Source organism: Clostridium sp. YIM B02500 (genome assembly GCF_022324665.1).
Lineage (GTDB): Bacteria > Bacillota > Clostridia > Clostridiales > Clostridiaceae > Clostridium > Clostridium beijerinckii.
The window spans coordinates 1-18,468 of the sequence record NZ_JAKGTE010000042.1 but is presented as its reverse complement, the minus strand read 5'-3'; the positions used below and the strand labels follow the sequence as shown (position 1 = coordinate 18,468).

At 29.7% G+C, this 18,468-nt stretch carries 21 protein-coding genes and 1 tRNA gene; 17 read left to right on the top strand and 5 right to left on the bottom strand.

The window, feature by feature from the left end; all coding sequences use genetic code 11:
- Window positions 1-8 precede the first annotated feature (8 nt).
- Entirely contained in the window at window positions 9-656 is a 648-nt protein-coding gene (locus L1S46_RS23345; RefSeq protein ID WP_012061239.1) for a LysE family transporter, read from the bottom strand.
- Window positions 657-824: 168 nt separating this feature from the next.
- Here L1S46_RS23345 and L1S46_RS23340 point away from each other — a divergent pair, with 168 nt between their 5' ends.
- From L1S46_RS23340 to L1S46_RS23290, 11 genes are all read left to right on the top strand, one after another.
- Window positions 825-1,067 (top strand): DUF3343 domain-containing protein, encoded by a 243-nt coding sequence (locus tag L1S46_RS23340; protein ID WP_238901118.1) that lies wholly within the window; start codon window positions 825-827, stop codon window positions 1,065-1,067.
- A gap of 15 nt (window positions 1,068-1,082) precedes the next feature.
- Window positions 1,083-2,006, top strand: a complete 924-nt coding sequence (locus L1S46_RS23335) for a mechanosensitive ion channel domain-containing protein (RefSeq protein WP_012061237.1) — start codon at window positions 1,083-1,085, stop codon at window positions 2,004-2,006.
- On the top strand, window positions 2,006-2,200 hold the full coding sequence (locus L1S46_RS23330; RefSeq protein ID WP_012061236.1) for a DUF951 domain-containing protein: 195 nt from the start codon (window positions 2,006-2,008) through the stop codon (window positions 2,198-2,200). Before L1S46_RS23335 ends, L1S46_RS23330 begins: the two co-directional genes overlap by 1 nt.
- 101 nt (window positions 2,201-2,301) lie before the next feature.
- A complete protein-coding gene (gene rpsF, locus L1S46_RS23325) occupies window positions 2,302-2,589 on the top strand; it encodes a 30S ribosomal protein S6 (protein WP_012061235.1) in 288 nt (95 codons plus the stop codon).
- 13 nt (window positions 2,590-2,602) lie between these two features.
- Window positions 2,603-3,052: a single-stranded DNA-binding protein gene (gene ssb / locus L1S46_RS23320; protein ID WP_012061234.1), complete on the top strand. Its 450-nt coding sequence runs from the start codon at window positions 2,603-2,605 to the stop codon at window positions 3,050-3,052.
- A 24-nt stretch (window positions 3,053-3,076) separates the two neighbouring features.
- Window positions 3,077-3,337, top strand: a complete 261-nt coding sequence (rpsR, locus tag L1S46_RS23315) for a 30S ribosomal protein S18 (RefSeq protein ID WP_012061233.1) — start codon at window positions 3,077-3,079, stop codon at window positions 3,335-3,337.
- Window positions 3,338-3,514: 177 nt separating this feature from the next.
- Complete coding sequence (locus L1S46_RS23310) at window positions 3,515-3,835, top strand: MazG-like family protein (RefSeq protein ID WP_012061232.1); 321 nt, start codon at window positions 3,515-3,517, stop codon at window positions 3,833-3,835.
- 20 nt (window positions 3,836-3,855) lie between these two features.
- Window positions 3,856-5,796 carry a DHH family phosphoesterase gene (locus L1S46_RS23305; protein ID WP_041900769.1) on the top strand — a complete coding sequence of 647 codons (1,941 nt, stop codon included), beginning with the start codon at window positions 3,856-3,858 and terminating at the stop codon, window positions 5,794-5,796.
- A 3-nt stretch (window positions 5,797-5,799) separates the two neighbouring features.
- Window positions 5,800-6,246: a 50S ribosomal protein L9 gene (gene rplI, locus L1S46_RS23300; RefSeq protein WP_012061230.1), complete on the top strand. Its 447-nt coding sequence runs from the start codon at window positions 5,800-5,802 to the stop codon at window positions 6,244-6,246.
- A 12-nt stretch (window positions 6,247-6,258) separates the two neighbouring features.
- On the top strand, window positions 6,259-8,154 hold the full coding sequence (gene lonC / locus L1S46_RS23295; protein WP_238901117.1) for a Lon family ATP-dependent protease: 1,896 nt from the start codon (window positions 6,259-6,261) through the stop codon (window positions 8,152-8,154).
- 135 nt (window positions 8,155-8,289) lie between these two features.
- Window positions 8,290-9,627: a replicative DNA helicase gene (locus tag L1S46_RS23290; RefSeq protein WP_012061228.1), complete on the top strand. Its 1,338-nt coding sequence runs from the start codon at window positions 8,290-8,292 to the stop codon at window positions 9,625-9,627.
- A gap of 100 nt (window positions 9,628-9,727) precedes the next feature.
- Here L1S46_RS23290 and L1S46_RS23285 read toward each other — a convergent pair whose 3' ends face one another.
- Complete coding sequence (locus tag L1S46_RS23285; protein WP_017213159.1) at window positions 9,728-10,066, bottom strand: hypothetical protein; 339 nt, start codon at window positions 10,064-10,066, stop codon at window positions 9,728-9,730.
- A 145-nt stretch (window positions 10,067-10,211) separates the two neighbouring features.
- On the opposite strand from L1S46_RS23285, the gene proC reads away from it, so the two are divergent.
- Window positions 10,212-11,012, top strand: a complete 801-nt coding sequence (gene proC / locus L1S46_RS23280) for a pyrroline-5-carboxylate reductase (protein ID WP_065417464.1) — start codon at window positions 10,212-10,214, stop codon at window positions 11,010-11,012.
- A gap of 61 nt (window positions 11,013-11,073) precedes the next feature.
- Here the strand turns inward: proC and L1S46_RS23275 are convergent, their stop codons facing one another.
- Both L1S46_RS23275 and L1S46_RS23270 read right to left on the bottom strand, forming a co-directional pair.
- Window positions 11,074-11,607, bottom strand: coding sequence for a hypothetical protein (locus L1S46_RS23275; RefSeq protein WP_077855387.1), 534 nt, complete (start codon window positions 11,605-11,607; stop codon window positions 11,074-11,076).
- A 352-nt stretch (window positions 11,608-11,959) separates the two neighbouring features.
- A complete protein-coding gene (locus tag L1S46_RS23270; protein ID WP_238901116.1) occupies window positions 11,960-13,135 on the bottom strand; it encodes a malic enzyme-like NAD(P)-binding protein in 1,176 nt (391 codons plus the stop codon).
- Window positions 13,136-13,385: 250 nt separating this feature from the next.
- On the opposite strand from L1S46_RS23270, the gene L1S46_RS23265 reads away from it, so the two are divergent.
- The 3 genes from L1S46_RS23265 (at window position 13,386) to L1S46_RS23255 (ending at window position 15,996) form a co-directional block, all read left to right on the top strand.
- Entirely contained in the window at window positions 13,386-14,672 is a 1,287-nt protein-coding gene (locus tag L1S46_RS23265) for an adenylosuccinate synthase (RefSeq protein WP_012061223.1), read from the top strand.
- Window positions 14,673-14,770: 98 nt separating this feature from the next.
- Window positions 14,771-14,953: a DUF1858 domain-containing protein gene (locus tag L1S46_RS23260; protein WP_012061222.1), complete on the top strand. Its 183-nt coding sequence runs from the start codon at window positions 14,771-14,773 to the stop codon at window positions 14,951-14,953.
- Window positions 14,954-15,249: 296 nt separating this feature from the next.
- The gene (locus tag L1S46_RS23255; protein WP_238901115.1) at window positions 15,250-15,996 is read left to right on the top strand and encodes an acyl-ACP thioesterase domain-containing protein; all 747 of its coding nucleotides are present in this window, start codon (window positions 15,250-15,252) and stop codon (window positions 15,994-15,996) included.
- Between the two features lie 103 nt (window positions 15,997-16,099).
- On the opposite strand, the gene L1S46_RS23250 is transcribed toward L1S46_RS23255, so the two are convergent.
- On the bottom strand, window positions 16,100-17,344 hold the full coding sequence (locus L1S46_RS23250; protein ID WP_012061220.1) for an NAD(P)/FAD-dependent oxidoreductase: 1,245 nt from the start codon (window positions 17,342-17,344) through the stop codon (window positions 16,100-16,102).
- 233 nt (window positions 17,345-17,577) lie between these two features.
- On the opposite strand from L1S46_RS23250, the gene L1S46_RS23245 reads away from it, so the two are divergent.
- Both L1S46_RS23245 and L1S46_RS23240 read left to right on the top strand, forming a co-directional pair.
- Window positions 17,578-18,126: a hypothetical protein gene (locus L1S46_RS23245; RefSeq protein ID WP_012061219.1), complete on the top strand. Its 549-nt coding sequence runs from the start codon at window positions 17,578-17,580 to the stop codon at window positions 18,124-18,126.
- A 180-nt stretch (window positions 18,127-18,306) separates the two neighbouring features.
- Window positions 18,307-18,381 (top strand) — tRNA-Glu (locus tag L1S46_RS23240).
- Window positions 18,382-18,468 lie beyond the last annotated feature (87 nt).

Below are 18,468 nucleotides of genomic sequence, written 5' to 3'. Positions count from 1 at the left end.
ATTCACCTCTAAAAAAATAATTTGTAAGAGCCCCAAATAATAAATATTATACCCAAAGCAAATAGGAAGTAGTCCAATATTTTAGTTGTATTATTGGCCAAATCAGGTTTGAATTTCTTAAAACCTTTACTTACTAAAATATTAAGAAAGCAAAACCAAGTTATACTTCCAATTATCATTGATGAGATTGAGAATATAAAATATATCCTTCCATGATGTCTCCAAACATTGAATATGGTTCCACTTAATGCAATCCATAATGATGGAGTTGTTGGATTGAGAAACGTTATCAAAAAACCAGTTAAAAAAGCATTTGATGAACGTCTATAAATTGATTTTTCTAAGTTAAGGTCTGGCTTTTTAGCTGTAAATGATATTTTATTAGATATAATTAAAACAATACCAGATACTATCCAAAATAGACTGTGAAACTTAGGATTTCTAGTAAGTATTGTAAAAAGACCTAGGTTTATAATTACTATATATGTTATATCTGCGGATACAGCACCAAGTGATACTTTAAATCCCTCTTTAAAACCTTTTGATATTGAACGACTAACAGATTCAAGGCCTGAGGGCCCCAAAGGTATAGAGGCAACAAAACCTGTAAAAAAACCAATTAATATAGCTTTTAATATGTTAATTACTGAAAACATTATATTCTCCTTCTAATTGCATTTCTATATAATTATAAAATAAAAAGATATATTTTTCACTAAATTTATGAAGTTTTTATATGAATGTGTTCTTAACCTTTATAAATTTAAAAAAATATATATAATATTAATATAAGTTATAATAAAGATTATATAGGTGGTGTAAATATGGATTATTATATAATAGTATTCAAAAATACATATGATGCAATGTCAGCAGAAAAAAATTTAAAAGAATTAGATCTAGAGTTTAGAATAATGCCAACTCCTACATCTATAACTATGAGTTGTGGGATATGCGTGAGAATAGATAAAAAGGCAGATATAGATAACATAATAAATAATGATTTGATGGAATATAAAAATATATACTATAGAAATGATGAAGGATATATACTAATTAATAAATAGGAGGGGGGATTATGTTTGTATGGTAATTACTTAATAGAGTTAGAGGAAGATTTCCAATTTTTAAAAGAATTGAAATCTAATATTAATAGTACGCTAGTAGATATCATAAGTGTTAAATCAATCGAGCTAATAATAAATAAAGCACTTAAAATAGCAGTTGTAATTATTATAATGTATTTTTCTATAAAAATAGGTAAGCATTTAATAAAAAAGTTTGTTGATAAGCAGATTGAAAGCAATGCAGTGATTTCTTTGGATTCTCAAAGGGCAAAAACTTTGGGGGAAGTATTGAAAAGTGTTTTAAAATATTCAGTATATTTTATGGGGATAACAATAATAATATCAATTGTATTTGGTGGTATGTCATTTACGTTTGCGAGTATAGGTGGAATTGCAGTTGGTCTTGGTGCGCAAAGTCTAATAAAAGATTTAATTAATGGATTTTTTATTTTATTTGAAAATCAATTTGGAGTAGGAGATCATGTAACAATAGGAAGTTTTAACGGAATTGTCAAAAGTATAGGAATTAGAGCCACCGTAATTAAAGATTTTACAGGGGATATACATTCAATTCCAAATGGGTCAATAGGTGGAGTTACAAATCATTCGAGGAATGATATTAGGTTCACGGTAGACATAGATATATCTCCACAGGAAGATATTAAAAAAGTTATTAACGTTATAAGAGCTGCTTGTGACGATTTTAAGAGCAAAAACGAAGAATATATAGGTGAATCCATAGAAATAACTGGGGTCATAGCTCTTGAAGTATCAAAGGTTACAATAAGAGTAGTAGGGAATGCAAAGCCATTAATGCAGTGGAAAATGGAAAGAGAGCTTAGAATGTCAATAAAGTTAGCTTTAGATAAAAATAGAATAAATGTATCATTGGATGAGAAACAACTAGATAATGAAAATATAGAGAAGGATGGGGAGTAATGGTAGAAAACTTTAATCTTGGAGATGTGGTTGAAATGAAGAAGCAACATCCATGCGGTTCAAATCAATTTGAAATAATAAGGGTAGGTGCAGATATAAAAATAAAATGTACTGGCTGTGGTAGAATTGTAATGATTCCTAGAGTGAAATTTAAAAAGGAAGCAAAAAAAATAGTAATTGCTGCAGAAAGTTAGCAAAATAACTTGATTCATTCTTTTATTAATGGTATAATCATTAATTGTAATCCCTGCTATGCAAAGCATAGCCGTTAGTCCGAGGGGAGGAGGTGAAATTAATGAGAAAGTACGAAACTATATTTATATTAAACCCATCATTCGATGAAGAAACTGTAAAAGCTAACATCGAAAAGTTTAAGGGTGTTATAGAAAATGGTGGAGGAACAGTAGAAAATGTTGATTTCTGGGGTAAGAGAAAGCTTGCTTATGAAATCTCAAAAGTTAGTGAAGGTTTTTATACTTTAGTTAACTTTACTGCTAACCCTGAATTACCAAGAGAGTTAGATAGAATATTCAGAATCACTGATGGTGTTATAAGACATATCATTGTTAATGAACAAGTATAAGGTGGCGTTGTAAATGAATAAAGTAGTTCTAATCGGAAGATTAACAAAAGATCCAGAACTAAGATTTACTCCAGGAAGTGGAGCAGCAGTAACAACCTTAACATTAGCAGTTGATAAATATAATACAAAAACTGGCCAAAGAGAAGCAGATTTTGTTCCTGTAGTAGTATGGGGCAAACAAGCTGAGAGTACTGCTAATTACATGAGTAAAGGTAGCCAAGTGGCTATTAGTGGTAGAATCCAAACCAGAAGTTATGATGCGAAAGACGGAACTAAGAGATATGTTACGGAAGTTGTAGCAGATCAATTTGGTGGAGTTGAATTCCTAGGAAGTAAAGGAAGTAATTCATCAGGAAATAGTTTTGGTAATAGCAATGAATATTCAGCACCAGCGAATGATGCATTCAGTGGTGGATTTGAAGAGGATATAACTCCGGTAGATGACGGAGATATGCCTTTCTAAAATTTTAAGTAAGGAGGGAATATAATGAGCAGAGAAGAAGGTAACAACGGTAGAAGACCTGGCGGTAAAATGAGAAGATCTAGAAAAAAAGTTTGTGCTTTTTGTGTAGATAAAGCTGAATTTATCGACTATAAAGATATAAATAAGCTTAGAAAATATGTTACAGAAAGAGGAAAGATTCTTCCAAGAAGAATTTCTGGAACTTGTGCTAAGCACCAAAGAGAATTAACATCTTCAATTAAGAGAGCAAGAAACATAGCATTATTACCATTTACAACAGAATAATGGTAGTAGTAATATCCCCCCTGAGAAATCAGGGGGTTTTTAATATAAAAAAATATTATTATTAAATCAATCTCTCAACTTTGTGGAAAAATATAGCAAATTGTCTATAAATTCTTGCAATACTCACAAAAAAAAATTAAAATAATAATACAAGGGTTTTGAGAGAGGTGATAGACTATGAGAAAAGATAATTTTAATATTATGACTAACATTAAGATTATAGAAGATTTAAAAGCACAACTTCTTTGTATAATAGGAGAGTTTTTCAGACTATTGACAAAAGGTAACAATGTAGCCCGTGATTCTATTTTAGATTGTATTTCAGGAGCTATAATTATACTATATATTCTAGGTGATAAGTTAGGATATTCATTGGTAGATATAGACCATAATATAAAATCAAAATTAGATTTAGGGGTAAGAGCAGAGGATCAAGTTGAAAAAGAAGGTAAAAGCTTAAGTAAGTTGAAGCATTATATTAGTAACAGAAGAGATTAAATATTCTTAGGAGGCTTTTTATGAATTGGATAACTATGCTTAAACGTTTGCTTAAGCCTGGATTACTAATTACAATTTTAATACTATTATTTGCATATAATTATACAGGCATAGGTATAATTATCCTAGTAATCTATTTTATAGATAATTTCCACCAATTAAATTATTACTTGGAAAAGGAAAGTGATTTTAACCAATTTATAAAAAGTATAAATAAAGGTATATCAGAGAATGCATTAAAATCAATATATCCATTAGTATTGATAAAAGAAGATGGAGAAATAGTTTGGTATAATAATTTATTTAACACTTTAAAATCAGATGAAGAAAATACTGAAAAGAATATTTTAAGTATAGCCAGAGGTATAAATCTAGATGATTTTTTAAAGAATGAAAATAATTTGCATCAAAGATTGAGCATACAAAATAAATTATATGATGTATACGCTACTTTAATTGAAACTAAAAATAAAAAAAATCTATACTTATTATCTTTTAATGACATTACGAAGCTAATAGATTATGAAACCACTCAAGAGAGTGTAATGTTAATAGAAGTAGATAATTTTACAGAAGTAATAGATAAAACCGATGATAACAACAGACCGCTTTTAGTAGCTGAAATAGAGAGAACAATAAACACATATGCCAATAACTTAAAAGCAATGATTAAAAGATATGATACCAATAAATATGTATTATCAATTCAAGATAAGTATATTGAAGATGAAATAAAACACAAGTTCAATATAATGGAAGTAATATCAAAAATAGATAAGGGGAATTCAATTGAAATTACTTTATCTATTGGTGTTGGCAGAGGTGGAATGTCTCCACTTGAAAATCATAACAATGCTAATATAGCTAAAGAGTTAGCGTTAGGCAGAGGTGGAGATCAAGTTGTTGTTAAAACTAATGATGACATAAAGTTTTTTGGTGGAAATTCAAAAGAAATAGAAAAAAGAACTAAAGTAAAAGCAAGAGTTATAGCTAGAGCTTTGAGTGAACTAATTAGAGAGAGTAGTAAGGTTTATATAATAGGACACAAGAATCCTGATATGGATTGCTTTGGATCTGCAGTCGGATTGGCTAGCGTGGTTAAGCAATTGGGGATCGGGTGTAAAATTATATTAAATAATGACATTACTGCAATTGGATATTTCTTAAATAAATTAAACAAGGAATCTAAATATGATGATTTATTTATATCAGTAGAAGAGGCAAAAAGTGATTTAGATGCCCAAACACTAGTAATTATTGTGGATGTTCATAATAAGAGTTATGTTGCTGATTTATCGCTAGTAGATAAGGTTCAAAGAAAAGTAATAATAGATCACCATAGAAGAAGTCCTGATATGATAGAGCATGATATACTTAATTATATAGAAGTATATGCCTCATCTACATCAGAGATGGTAACAGAAATTATTCAGTATATGGTTGATAAGCCTAAATTAACAAGAACAGAAGCAGAAGGTTTGCTTGCAGGTATTTTTATGGATACAAAAGGGTTTTCTTTTAAAACTGGTGTCAGAACTTTTGATGCTGCATCATTTTTAAAATCCTTGGGAGCAGATCCTATAGAAATTAAAAAGATGTTTACTGATGACCTAGAAGATTATTTACTTATTGCTGAGACTATAAAATCTGCTGAAGTAAGAGATAATACAGCTATTGCTATAACCCCTAAAAATATTGATACAGTAATTATAGCAAAGGCAGCAGATGAATTGCTAAATATATCCGGAATATCTGTAAGCTTTGTTTTAGGGGAAGTAAATAACGATATATATATAAGTGGAAGGTCAGTAGGCGATATTAATGTTCAAGTAGTGCTAGAAGCACTTGGCGGAGGAGGACATATGAATATTGCTGGCGTAAAAATATCAAATAAGACAATTGAGGAAGTAATTGTTGAATTAAAAGAAGTAATGAAAAAATACTTAAGGATAGGTGAATAAGTTATGAAAGTTATTTTATTACAAGATGTTAAAAAGATAGGTAAAAAGGGTGATATCATTGAGGCTTCAGATGGGTATGCAAGAAACTTTTTATTTCCAAGGAAATTAGCACAAGAAGCTAGTGATGCAAATATGCACATTTTGAATAATAAAAAAGAAAATGAGCGAAAACAAAAGTTAGCAGAACTTGAAGCAGCACAAAAATTAGCTGAAGAATTAAAAGGAAAAGAAATAAAAATTAAAGCTAAGACAGGAGAAAATGGAAAGTTATTTGGTGCAATTACTAGTAAAGATGTTGCAGAATTAATTAGAGAACAGTATAAGATTGAAATAGATAAAAAGAAAATTGTTATGGATACAATAAAATTAGCAGGCGGATATGAAATTGATATTAAACTATATCCAGAAGTTAGCACTAAAATGAAGGTGATTATTGTTCCACAAGAATAAGGAGGATTAATTTTGAATTCATATGATGACGCAAGCTTATTGCAGGATATTATTTCAGGAACCTTATCATTAGAATCACAAATCGAGGCTTTATTTTCTATAACTAAGAATGTACTTGACAAAGGAGCTTTTAGGGCTAGAACAGTTAGGTTTAAACTAGATAAATTCATTCAATCATCAAATCTCTGCGATAAAGTTTTCGCACTAAATACTATATTAGCAGAGGGAAAAGATTTAAAAGTTACACCTAAGGAAGAAGAATTGCAAAAAGCCATAAATAGAACAGTTAGGTTAATTTCAAATGAACTAGCAAAAAGATATGTTCAAAATAAAATCGAATCTCAAGTTGAACAATCTATTATGGAAAAGCAGGAAAAGTATATAGATGAAGTTAGACTTTCAGTTATAAACAAGCAAAAGGGTTCTGAAAATAAAAAGACTATCAGCAAATTGAATAATTTAATAGAATTAGATAGTAGAATTACTAGTAAAAATATTATGAGCTTTTTAAGACCAACTGATTTTAATCAAGTAGTTGGGCAAGAAAGAGCTATAAGATCATTAATATCAAAGCTTTCATCACCATATCCACAACATATAATATTATATGGACCTCCGGGAGTTGGAAAAACTACAGCAGCAAGATTAGCTTTAGATGAGGTTAAAAAACTTTCATTTACTCCTTTTGATGACAAATCTAAATTCGTTGAAGTTGATGGTACTACATTAAGATGGGATCCTAGAGAAATAACAAACCCATTGCTAGGATCAGTGCACGATCCAATATATCAAGGAAGTAAAAGGGATCTGGCTGAGGTTGGGATACCAGAACCTAAACCAGGTTTAGTTACACAGGCGCATGGAGGTATACTATTTATAGATGAGATTGGAGAATTGGACTCTATGCTTCAAAACAAGCTGTTGAAGGTTTTAGAAGATAAAAGAGTAGAATTTTCATCATCATACTATGATCCGGATGATGAAACAATACCTAAATATATAAAATATCTTTTTGATAATGGAGCTCCAGCAGACTTTGTTTTAATTGGCGCTACAACTAAAAGTCCAAGTGAAATTAATCCGGCTTTAAGGTCTAGATGTACAGAAGTGTATTTTGAACCTCTTTCTTCAAAGGATGTTGTATTTATAGTAGAAGATGCAGCTAAGAAATTAAAGGTAAACTTAGAAGATGGGGTTGCTAAAAAAATAAGTAATTATACATTTGAGGGTAGAAAAGCTGTAAATATTCTGACAGACACATATGGATATGCGTTACACCGATCTAAAAAATTTGTTGATAACTTAGAAATAAAATTATCAGATTTAGATGAGGTAATATCAGTTGGAAGATATACACCATATGAAAGACTAAGCAATGTAGACAAAAGCGAAGTTGGGCATGTGTATGGATTAGGCGTTAGTGGTTTTTTAGGATCTACAATTGAAATTGAAGCTACAGTTTTTGCTGCAAAGAAAAAGGGTTCAGGTATGGTAAGATTTAATGATACAGCTGGAAGTATGGCTAAGGATTCCGTATTTAATGCTGCTTCAGTAATCCGAAGCTTAACCGATAAAGACATTAAAGATTATGATATTCATGTTAATATAGTTGGTGGAGGAAAAATAGATGGACCTTCAGCAGGTGCAGCTATCACCATTTGCATAATAAGTTCGTTGTTAAACAAACCTATAAGACAAGATATGGCTATTACAGGAGAGATATCACTCAAAGGAAATGTCAAGCCAGTTGGAGGAATATTTGAAAAAATATATGGAGCTAGAAGAATGGGAATAAAAACTGTTTTAATTCCAAGTGATAATAAAAATGAAATTCCTCTAAATACTGATGACATAGATATTAGAACTGTAGGATCTATAAAAGAGATTATGGACATTGCCCTTATTTAATTTAATGAAATAGGTCTCCTTAATATGAAGGAGACTTTTTTTTGCAACTAAGAAATGATAGAATTAGAATGATGATATACAAAAGATAAAGGGAAAATTAATTGTCAATTGATAATTAGATAGGAGGAATAAAACTTGGATGCATCAGTTATGAGGAGTTTGCCTCAAAGCATAGAAGCGGAACAATCAGTTATAGGATCTATGATCATCGATAAGAATGCTATTGCCAAAGTTCTAGAGAGTTTAGAAGAAGAGGATTTTTATAGAGATGGTCATAAGGTAATATATAAAGCTATACAAGAAATGTTTAGAAGTGATATAGCAGTAGATTTATTAACACTATTAGAATATTTGAAGAGTTCTGATATGCTTGAGAGAGCTGGAGGGGTAACCTATATAACAGAAATAAGCTCTTCTGTACCAACTACTGCAAACTTAAGCGCATATATAAAAATTGTTTCTGATAAATCTACGTTGAGAAAACTTATTAAGTCATCAACTGCAATAATAGAAGAAAGTTATAATAATCAAAGTAATGTGGAAGATGTCGTGGATAGTGCTGAAAAGAAAATATTTAATATAGCTGAAAAAAGAACATCAAAGGATTTCGAACCTTTAAGCGATGTATTAGAAAGAGGATTTGCACAAATAGAGAAATTGTTCAACAATAAGGGAACAATTACTGGTGTAGGATCTGGCTTTACTGATCTAGATGCAAAAACATCCGGATTTCAAAGTGGAGATATGATATTAATAGCAGCTAGACCTTCAATGGGTAAAACAACATTTGCACTAAATATTGTAGAACACGCAGCTCTTAGAGAAAATAAAAGTGTTGTAGTCTTTTCTCTGGAAATGTCTAAAGAGCAATTGGCATATAAACTTCTTTGTTCAGAAGCAAACGTAGATATGTTAAGCCTTAGAACTGGAACTTTAGAAGATAAGGATTGGGAAAATATAGCTATGGCTGCAGGTCCACTTTCAAAGGCAAAAATTTATATAGATGATACTGCTGGCGTAACTGTTATGGAAATGAGATCAAAATGTAGAAGACTTAAAATGGAGTATGGAATAGATCTAATCGTCATAGACTATTTGCAGCTTATGTCTGGAGGATCAGGTAGTGATAATAGACAACAAGAAGTATCTGAAATTTCGAGATCGATTAAAGCGTTAGCTAAAGAAATGGAATGTCCAGTAATAGCTTTGTCTCAGCTGTCACGTGCGCCTGAGCAAAGAGCAGATCATAGGCCGATGTTATCTGACTTAAGAGAATCAGGATCTATAGAGCAAGATGCTGATATTGTTATGTTTTTATATAGAGATGAATATTACAATAAAGAAACTGAAGATAAAAATATCGGTGAATGTATAATGGCTAAGCAGAGAAATGGACCGGTTGGAACTGTTAAACTTGCTTGGCTTGGTCAGTATAGTAAATTCGGTAATTTAGATTTAATTCATAAGGAATAAAATTTAAATAATTAGTAATACTAAATTAAAAAGATATAAGAAATTTATATAAATATAAAATTTCTTATATCTTTAAATGATGTGAATAATATGATTAGTATTAAACAGCTTTTGGAATTATTAATTTTAAACTGCTTTTATTATCGTGGAGTAAAATATTACTTACATCAACTTTTGATAAATAAAAAATTCGCTGAAATAAAAATTCTTTTGAATTATTATTAAACATAATTTTTAATATTAAAAAATGATTTTTATAAGATATTTCTAATATATGTTTACTATCATAGAATGAATCTACATTTATGTAATAAAAATCTGAAGATTCTTCAAGTTCACATGTAGGAAGTTGTTCTTCGAGCTCAAGAGATAGCACGGAATTAATGAATTCTTTTGGGCTTATTAAACAATTATTATATACTAAAAAATTATCTTTCATATATATTCCTCCCTTCATATTTAATTATAGTTTGTGAAGTTTTAATACAAGCTATCCTATGATAGTGGTGGTTTATAATTAAGATATTCATATAAAATGATAAAATTTGAATAAATAACAAAAATTTTTTAATGGGGGCTATGATATGAATAAAAAAATTGGTTTCATTGGTTGTGGTAATATGGGAAGTTCTATGGTTGGAGGTCTTATTAAATCTGGATTTATAAAGGCTGATGATATAATAGTATCAACTAAAACGGAATCTTCTTCAAAGCGATTAGAAGAAAGTTTCCAAGTGAAAACAACTTTAGATAGTACAATTGTTGCAAGAGAATCTGATGTTATTATTTTAGCTATTAAACCTTTTATGTTTAAGGAAATGATAAGTGAAATTAAATCGGAATTAACAACAGATAAATTAATTATTACTATAGCTGCAGGAATTACAATTAGCAATATGGAGGAGTGGATTAATAGTAGTGCTAAAATAATTAGGACAATGCCAAATACGCCAGCACTTGTAGGGCAAGCAATGTCAGCGGTATGCCCTAATAAGAATGTAACTAAAGATGAGTTGGATTATTGCTTTAAGATATTTGAAAGTTTCGGAGAATGTGTTCAACTAGAAGAAAAAGATTTTCACGCATTTATTGCATTATGTGGATCATCACCTGCATATGTTTTCATGTTTATTGAAGCTATGGCAGATTCAGCGGTAAGATTAGGAATACCTAGGGCTAAAGCTTATAAAATGGCAGCACAGAGTGTCTTAGGATCATCAAAGATGGTCTTAGAAACAGGAAAACATCCAGGAGAGTTAAAGGATATGGTTTGTTCACCTGCTGGGACTACTATAGATGCAGTAGTTGAACTAGAGAAATTAGGTTTTAGAAATAGTGTTATACAGGCTATGGATAAATGTGCAGAGAAATCTAAAAATATGTAGTAATTGAAAAGTGGAGGTATATTAAATAATTATAATTATTTAATATACCTTTTTTATAACTTTAACCTTCCAAATCAGAATTAATTAATAGGCCAAATGATTTAGATATATTATAGTAAAATTCAAAATCTTCTTGAGCATTAAAAAAACAAGGAAAGTTTAAATCATAATTTCCCCAAATTGTTATAGGTTTATTAGTAAAATAAAAAGTGACGAAGAAAATTTCTCTTGTATTTAAACGAACTAGGAATGGTATAAGTTCTTTATCAATAAGTCTAAAAAATACACCAGTGTGCTCATCAAAATTTAAATAAGACGTGAATATATCTTTATCTTCATCTGAAAGGAGATGAAAAAGCGTGTTTTTGTCTTCAGGTGAAATTTTGTTTATATAAAAATCTATATAAGCGTTAGAATTATTGATCTCAAAAATATATTCTATTAATTTGATTAGTTTATTCTCACCATCATCAATATCACTAGCTACAAGAGTAAAATTTTTGAAAGAATATAAGCCATCAAGTATATTATTAAATCTTATATTAACTTTAGCTTTAAAGGTATCATCATTTATAGGTATTAGTAATTTATTCATGTGATTCACTCCCAATGTAATTAATATTAATTAAATAGTTTATGGTTGCCTATAGTATTGGTTATAGTTAAGTTGGTTTTAAGAGAATAATATATTTATTAACATAATTCTTGAAGATACTTCTTGTGGATAAGATTGATAATAATATAATGTGGATAATTATATAAAACTTATTCTGTGAATAATTATTGCTTAAGTGAAGTTGTGGATAAAATATTTATTTTCAGTATTATATTATCTGGTAGAATCTTAATAGAAAAGCAATACAAATAATAAAACCTACAATTGAGTTTATCATTCAATTGTAGGTCTTAATTTGAAATAGGAAATCAAAAACTTAAATTCATGAATACTAAATACTAGCAACGCCGCTTCTAATTGCCGCTTCTTTAACAGCTTCAGCAACTAAAGCTTGAACTTTTAGATCAAATGCTTTTGGTATTATATTATCAGGAGATAGTTCACCAGCCGGTATAGCATTTGCTATAGCATAAGCAGCAGCTACTTTCATATCTTCATTAATTTCTGTAGCCCTTACATCTAAAGCGCCTCTAAATATTCCTGGAAAAGCTAATACATTGTTTATTTGGTTAGGATAATCTGAACGACCAGTTCCCATTACTGCAATTCCAGCTTCTTTTGCATCTTCAGGAAAAATTTCAGGGGTTGGATTAGCCATTGCAAATATTATTCCATCTTTGTTCATAGTTCTAACCATGTCTTTAGAAACTATATTTGGGGCAGAAACACCAATAAAAACATCTGCACCTTTTATAACATCTTTAAGCGTACCAGTTTCATTATTTGGATTAGTTATATTAGCTAGTTCTTGCATGTAAATATTATGACTTAAATCTTTATCTCTACTTATTACGCCATCTATATCACACATTACTATATTTTTAACTCCAGAAGAAAGTAGTAACTTACATATGGCAGTTCCTGCAGACCCAGCACCATTTATAATTACTTTTAGGCTTTCTAGTTTTTTATTTACTATTTTTAAGGCATTCAAGAGACCTGATAAAACGACTATAGCCGTTCCGTGTTGATCATCATGAAATACTGGTATATTTAATTTCTCTTTCAGTCTTTTTTCAACTTCGAAGCATCTAGGAGCTGAAATATCTTCTAGATTTATTCCTCCAAGAGTTGGCGCGATATTTACAACTGTATTAACAATTTCATCTATATCTTTAGTATCTAAAACTATAGGAAATGCATCTACATTACCAAATTCCTTAAATAAAATACTCTTACCCTCCATGACAGGTAAAGAAGCAAGTGGGCCAATGTCTCCAAGTCCTAGAACCGCAGTTCCATCAGAAATAACAGCAACTGTATTCCATTTACGAGTATATATATAAGCTTTGGATGGGTCTTTATGTATCTCACGACAAGGTTCTGCAACACCAGGTGTATATGCAAGACTTAGATCCTTAGCAGTCTTAACTTCACAGGTAGGTTTGATTTCATATTTACCTTTTTTTTCTTCATGAAATTTCAAGGCTTCTTCATAAATATTCATTAAAAACACTCCTTAATATGCTAAATATATTCAAATTTACAAAAACATGATCTTGATCATAACAATATAAAACAATTATACGAATTATTTATAAAAAAAGCAAAAAAATATTCGATATGTGGTTGACCATAGAAAAGTACTTTGCTACTATTTAAAAGGAGAGGTTAAAATAAATTTAATGAAACTCCAAATTGATAATAAAAATTAAAGTTATTTATTTAAACTTTATATATTAAGGGAGGCAATATAAATGTCAGCATTTATTGTTTTAGGAGCTCAATGGGGAGATGAAGGAAAAGGAAAGATGACAGATTACTTAGCAGAGGAAGCTAATGTAGTTGTTAGATTTCAAGGTGGAAATAATGCTGGTCACACAGTAGTGGTTGGTGATAAAGAATACAAATTGCGATTAATACCATCTGGAATTTTATACGAAGATAAATTAAATGTTATAGGTAATGGAGTAGTTGTAGATCCAAAGGCCTTATTTGAAGAAATAGAATACTTAGAAGGTGTTGGAGTTAAAATATCGCCTGAAAAGTTAATAGTAAGCGATAGAGCACAGCTTATAATGCCATACCATAAGGTACTAGATAAATTAAAAGAAAAAGCTAGAGGAAAAAATGATATAGGTACTACAGGTAGAGGAATCGGACCTTGTTATACAGATAAATTTGAAAGATGTGGAATCAGAGTTTGTGATTTACTGCATGAAGATGTTTTTATAGAAAAATTAAGAGAAAATGTTGAAATGAAAAATGCTTATATTACTAAAGTATTAGGTGGAGAAGCATTAAATTTTGATGAGATACTAGATGAATACTTAGGTTTTGCTAAGAAATTAAGACCATTTGTTCAAGATACATCAGTTAAGGTATATGATGCAATTAAAGCAGATAAGACAGTTTTATTTGAAGGCGCTCAAGGAATGCTATTAGATATTGATTATGGTACATATCCGTATGTAACATCATCTAACACAACTGCAGGAGGCGTTTCAAGTGGTTCTGGTATAGGACCTAATATGATTACTAATGCAGTAGGTATAACAAAAGCATATACTACAAGAGTCGGTAAAGGACCATTCCCAACAGAATTACTTGGTGAAACTGGAGACTGGATTAGAGAAAAGGGACACGAATATGGTGTAAATACAGGAAGATCAAGAAGATGTGGATGGCTTGATTTAGTTATAATTAAAACTGCAGTTAGAGTGAGTGGATTGACATCATTAGCTGTTACTAAGATTGATACTTTAGCTGGTCTAGAAAAAATCAAAGTATGTGTTGGATATAAATTTAATGATACAGTTATAGATTACTTCCCAGCAAGTTTAGAAGACTTAGCAGAGTGTGAACCAATTTATGAAGAATTTGATGGCTGGGATGATAGTGTAGCTGATGTTAGAAGTTATGATGAATTACCTGAGAATGTTAAGAAGTATTTAGCAAGAATATCAGAATTCACAGGGACTAGAATTTCTATAGTTGGAGTTGGACCAAAGAGAGATCAAACTATGAGAATAGATAATCTATAGTTTAGTATTATGCTCGGGTATTGACTTTATGTTTTGTATAAAATATAATTTTATTGTAGACAATAATTACATAAAGTTATATTAAAGAAGGTGAAAGTATGATAACTAAAGATATGACAATTGGTGAAGTAGTTAGTGCAGATCAATCTAAAGCTCAAGTTTTAATGAGTTTTGGAATGGGATGTGTTGGATGTCCATCAGCTCAAGCTGAAACTATAGCAGAAGCTGCAACAGTACATGGATTAAATCTAGACGATTTATTAGAAGCATTAAATAGATAAGATAATTATTTTAAAAGGATTTTCTTTTTAGGGAATCCTTTTTTACTTATTAAAAAATATATTTATATCGTTTATGTTTTTTATGTGTAATTCAATTTTTGTGATTATAATAGATTATAAGATTAAATAATTCATTAACAATATTATTGATAATTTTTTATAATAATAAATATAAGATATAGTAAAGGAGGGGAGGAGTTGTAAATCAAAATAGATGCCATTTAGCTATAATTTATTCGTTAAATAAAAATGTTTCTTAGCTTGAGATTTATTTTTGCATTTTACAATTGTTAATTATGAGTAAGAAGTTTACAAAAAAATATGAAATACATTATTATGAAGTAAATTCTAATTTAAGATGTAAATTGTCATCTATAATAGATTTTATATGTGATGTAGGCACTCAACAATCAGAAGCCTTAGGTGGAGGAATTGATTACTGTACGAAAAATAACTGCGCTTGGGTATTTTATAAATACGATATAAAAATGTATAGATATCCAATGTTTGGTGAGGTAATAAGCGTCACAACAGAAGCTATAGGCTTTAAGAAATTCTATGGATTAAGAAAATATACAATTAATGATGAGAATAATAATGTTATAGGGGAAGCACTAGCATTATTTTTTCTAATTAATATAGATAAAAGAAGGCCAATGCGAATACAAGATGAACAATATCATATATATGGAGTAGATGGTGATGTTGATTACGATATAAGTATGGATAAAATAGAAAGAACAAATGATGCACAATACTATAAGCAATTTAACATAAGATACAGTGATATTGATTCTAATAACCATGTTAATAATGTCAAATATGTTGAGTGGGCAATGGAAGCTGTTCCTCTCGATATCATTAATAATTATACTCTTAAAAGAATTAAGGTAGTATTTGAGAAAGAAACAACATATAGGGATAAGATTTCATCAACTGCTGCTATAAATGTAATTGATGAAAATAGTTTAAAATCATATCATACTATAAAAAATGGTGAGGGAACTGAACTAACGCTATTACAAGCAGATTGGAAAAAATAATAAAGGTAAATATAGAAAATTAGCTGTTGCAAGAATCTAGGTAATATTAATAATTACGACAGCTAATTTTATAGTATTATTTTTATAGATAAGTTAATAATTTTTAGCTATTGGCGGCGGACTTAGCTGCTAAATATCCAGAACTCCATGCCCACTGAAGGTTGAAACCTCCACAATCTCCATGCACATCTAAAATCTCTCCACAGAAATAAAGATTTTTAACTAACTTAGATTCTAAGGAAATATTATTTACTTCAGATGTATTTACACCACCAACTGTAACTTGTGAATTGTTAAAGCCATTAGTGCCAATACATTTAAAATCCCATCTTTTAAACTTATCAATTAATTTGCTGGTAGTTCTCCAATCAATACTACTGCACGGTATATGTATATCTTTTATCCCAACATCTTTTAAAATTGTAGAAATTAATTTTTTATTTATAACCCCAATTAGGGCTGTTGATATCTCTCTGTGACCAAACATAGAAAAATGTGTGGTAAAGAAACTTTCAATATCATCTTTACTTTCTAGTGGAAACATATCTATTCTTATAGTTACATTTAGATTTTCATAGAGAGCTTTAGAAGCATAAGATGATAATTGCATTATAGGGGGGCCTGAAATTCCATAATCGGTAAAAAGTATTTCACCAAACTCTGTTCGAATAACTTTATTATCAACTAAAATAGAAGCAGAGCCATCAAATTTTACTCCTGATAGAGCTTTTAAATAAGGATAATCTAATTTTAATTGAACAATGCCAGGAATAGGCTCTATAATACTATGACCCAATGACTTGCATAGTTTATAGCCAGATCCATCAGAACCTGTTTTAGTAGCTGATTTCCCACCACAGCTTAAAATAAGTTTTTTACAAGAAAAATTTTTAAAGTCATCATTATTACTTGTTAAAATAAAGTTATTTTTTTTACTTGTAGAATCAATTTTACAATTTGTATATAGAGGTATTTGTCTATCCTCTATTGCCATTCTGAATATATCTATTACAGAAGAGGCCTGAAGAGATTTTGGATACATCTTTCCGCTTTCCAATTCAATTAATGGCAATCCTAGAGATAAAAATGTGCTTTCAGTATCTTTAACAGTAAAGTTATCTAATGTCGCTTTAAAGAAATCTTGATTTTCACTATGGAAACACCCAAATGGGTGAGATATATTTTTATTAGTAATATTACATCTTCCATTGCCAGTTACAAGAATTTTTTTGCCAATTCTATCGTTGCTCTCAATAATTGCCACATCAAGTCCAAAATCTTTGGCTATTATTGCAGCCATTAGGCCAGAGGCACCACCGCCGACAATCATTAAATCGTGATAAATCATTATAACAATCACTCCCTATGTATGTTTTATTGACCATATAAAATTAAATCACATATTTTACCCAGTGCTAAAATAAACTGAATATTTTAAGTATACCATTAATTTATTAATCACTACTAAAATAAAAGGATTCAAATCATATTATTCAATATTTTATAATACTTTTTAATAAATTTTATCATAGTAATATTAAGGTTAAAAGAAAGGAATACTAAAAATGAGGTGATTTTATAATGGAAGTAAAGGTAATTAATATGAATTCGGGAGATTTCGAAAGAGTATTTAAAGTGATCAGAATGAACTTTGATAATATAATGGTTAATTATCCGAATATGAGTGGGGTAAAGAGTTTTTCTTTTAATGATGTGGAATGTATAAGTGAAAGTGATATAGATAAATTTTTAATTAACAATAGAAATTTCTTGAAAATTAAATTAAAAAGAGGGATATCAGTACTTTTTTACAATGCACTATATGAATCATTAAAGTTAGAAATTAAAGAAGAGGTAAAAAATCTAAGTATTTTAAGAGATAAATATAAACTGTACAAAAGTAAAGTATGGGAAAAGGAAATGCTGTTATTTATAAATAATAAATTTCCCTTAGAAGTTAAAGCGTCAGGAAAAAATTTTAAAAAGAATGGATATAGTATAAATATTAATAAAATAGAGAAAGAAGATTTTTTAGAAATATGTTGTGGTGAAATAAAAAATATTGAAGAGCAAATTAATTTAAAAAAAGATCTTTTATCTAGTCTGAAGGAGGCTAGAGATTATATTTAAGGAACCTCTGAAATGTAGATATAATGCCACTTTATTAAAAATAAATAATATAAAAATAAAAAAAATGAAAAAATGTGTTGACAGGGAATCTAATTTTGGGTATTATAGTCTATGTGGTCAGCAGCTTGAATAACTCAAGGACATCTAGTTAAGACATTTAAGCGAAAGACAATATAGCATGGCTCCTTGGTCAAGCGGTTAAGACACCACCCTTTCACGGTGGTAACAGGGGTTCGATTCCCCTAGGAGTCACCATTTATATCTATCTTATGGGCGCATAGCTCAGCTGGGAGAGCACCTGCCTTACAAGCAGGGGGTCACAGGTTCGAGCCCTGTTGTGCC

Bases quoted from the DNA above. Each gene is read 5' to 3' on its own strand.
- L1S46_RS23345 (WP_012061239.1), bottom strand. From the start codon at position 656: ATGTTTTCAGTAATTAACATATTAAAAGCTATATTAATTGGTTTTTTT.
- L1S46_RS23340 (WP_238901118.1), top strand. From the start codon at position 825: ATGGATTATTATATAATAGTATTCAAAAATACATATGATGCAATGTCA.
- L1S46_RS23330 (WP_012061236.1), top strand. From the start codon at position 2,006: ATGGTAGAAAACTTTAATCTTGGAGATGTGGTTGAAATGAAGAAGCAA.
- rpsF (WP_012061235.1), top strand. From the start codon at position 2,302: ATGAGAAAGTACGAAACTATATTTATATTAAACCCATCATTCGATGAA.
- ssb (WP_012061234.1), top strand. From the start codon at position 2,603: ATGAATAAAGTAGTTCTAATCGGAAGATTAACAAAAGATCCAGAACTA.
- rpsR (WP_012061233.1), top strand. From the start codon at position 3,077: ATGAGCAGAGAAGAAGGTAACAACGGTAGAAGACCTGGCGGTAAAATG.
- L1S46_RS23310 (WP_012061232.1), top strand. From the start codon at position 3,515: ATGAGAAAAGATAATTTTAATATTATGACTAACATTAAGATTATAGAA.
- L1S46_RS23305 (WP_041900769.1), top strand. From the start codon at position 3,856: ATGAATTGGATAACTATGCTTAAACGTTTGCTTAAGCCTGGATTACTA.
- rplI (WP_012061230.1), top strand. From the start codon at position 5,800: ATGAAAGTTATTTTATTACAAGATGTTAAAAAGATAGGTAAAAAGGGT.
- L1S46_RS23285 (WP_017213159.1), bottom strand. From the start codon at position 10,066: ATGAAAGATAATTTTTTAGTATATAATAATTGTTTAATAAGCCCAAAA.
- proC (WP_065417464.1), top strand. From the start codon at position 10,212: ATGAATAAAAAAATTGGTTTCATTGGTTGTGGTAATATGGGAAGTTCT.
- L1S46_RS23275 (WP_077855387.1), bottom strand. From the start codon at position 11,607: ATGAATAAATTACTAATACCTATAAATGATGATACCTTTAAAGCTAAA.
- L1S46_RS23270 (WP_238901116.1), bottom strand. From the start codon at position 13,135: ATGAATATTTATGAAGAAGCCTTGAAATTTCATGAAGAAAAAAAAGGT.
- L1S46_RS23265 (WP_012061223.1), top strand. From the start codon at position 13,386: ATGTCAGCATTTATTGTTTTAGGAGCTCAATGGGGAGATGAAGGAAAA.
- L1S46_RS23260 (WP_012061222.1), top strand. From the start codon at position 14,771: ATGATAACTAAAGATATGACAATTGGTGAAGTAGTTAGTGCAGATCAA.
- L1S46_RS23255 (WP_238901115.1), top strand. From the start codon at position 15,250: ATGAGTAAGAAGTTTACAAAAAAATATGAAATACATTATTATGAAGTA.
- L1S46_RS23250 (WP_012061220.1), bottom strand. From the start codon at position 17,344: ATGATTTATCACGATTTAATGATTGTCGGCGGTGGTGCCTCTGGCCTA.
- L1S46_RS23245 (WP_012061219.1), top strand. From the start codon at position 17,578: ATGGAAGTAAAGGTAATTAATATGAATTCGGGAGATTTCGAAAGAGTA.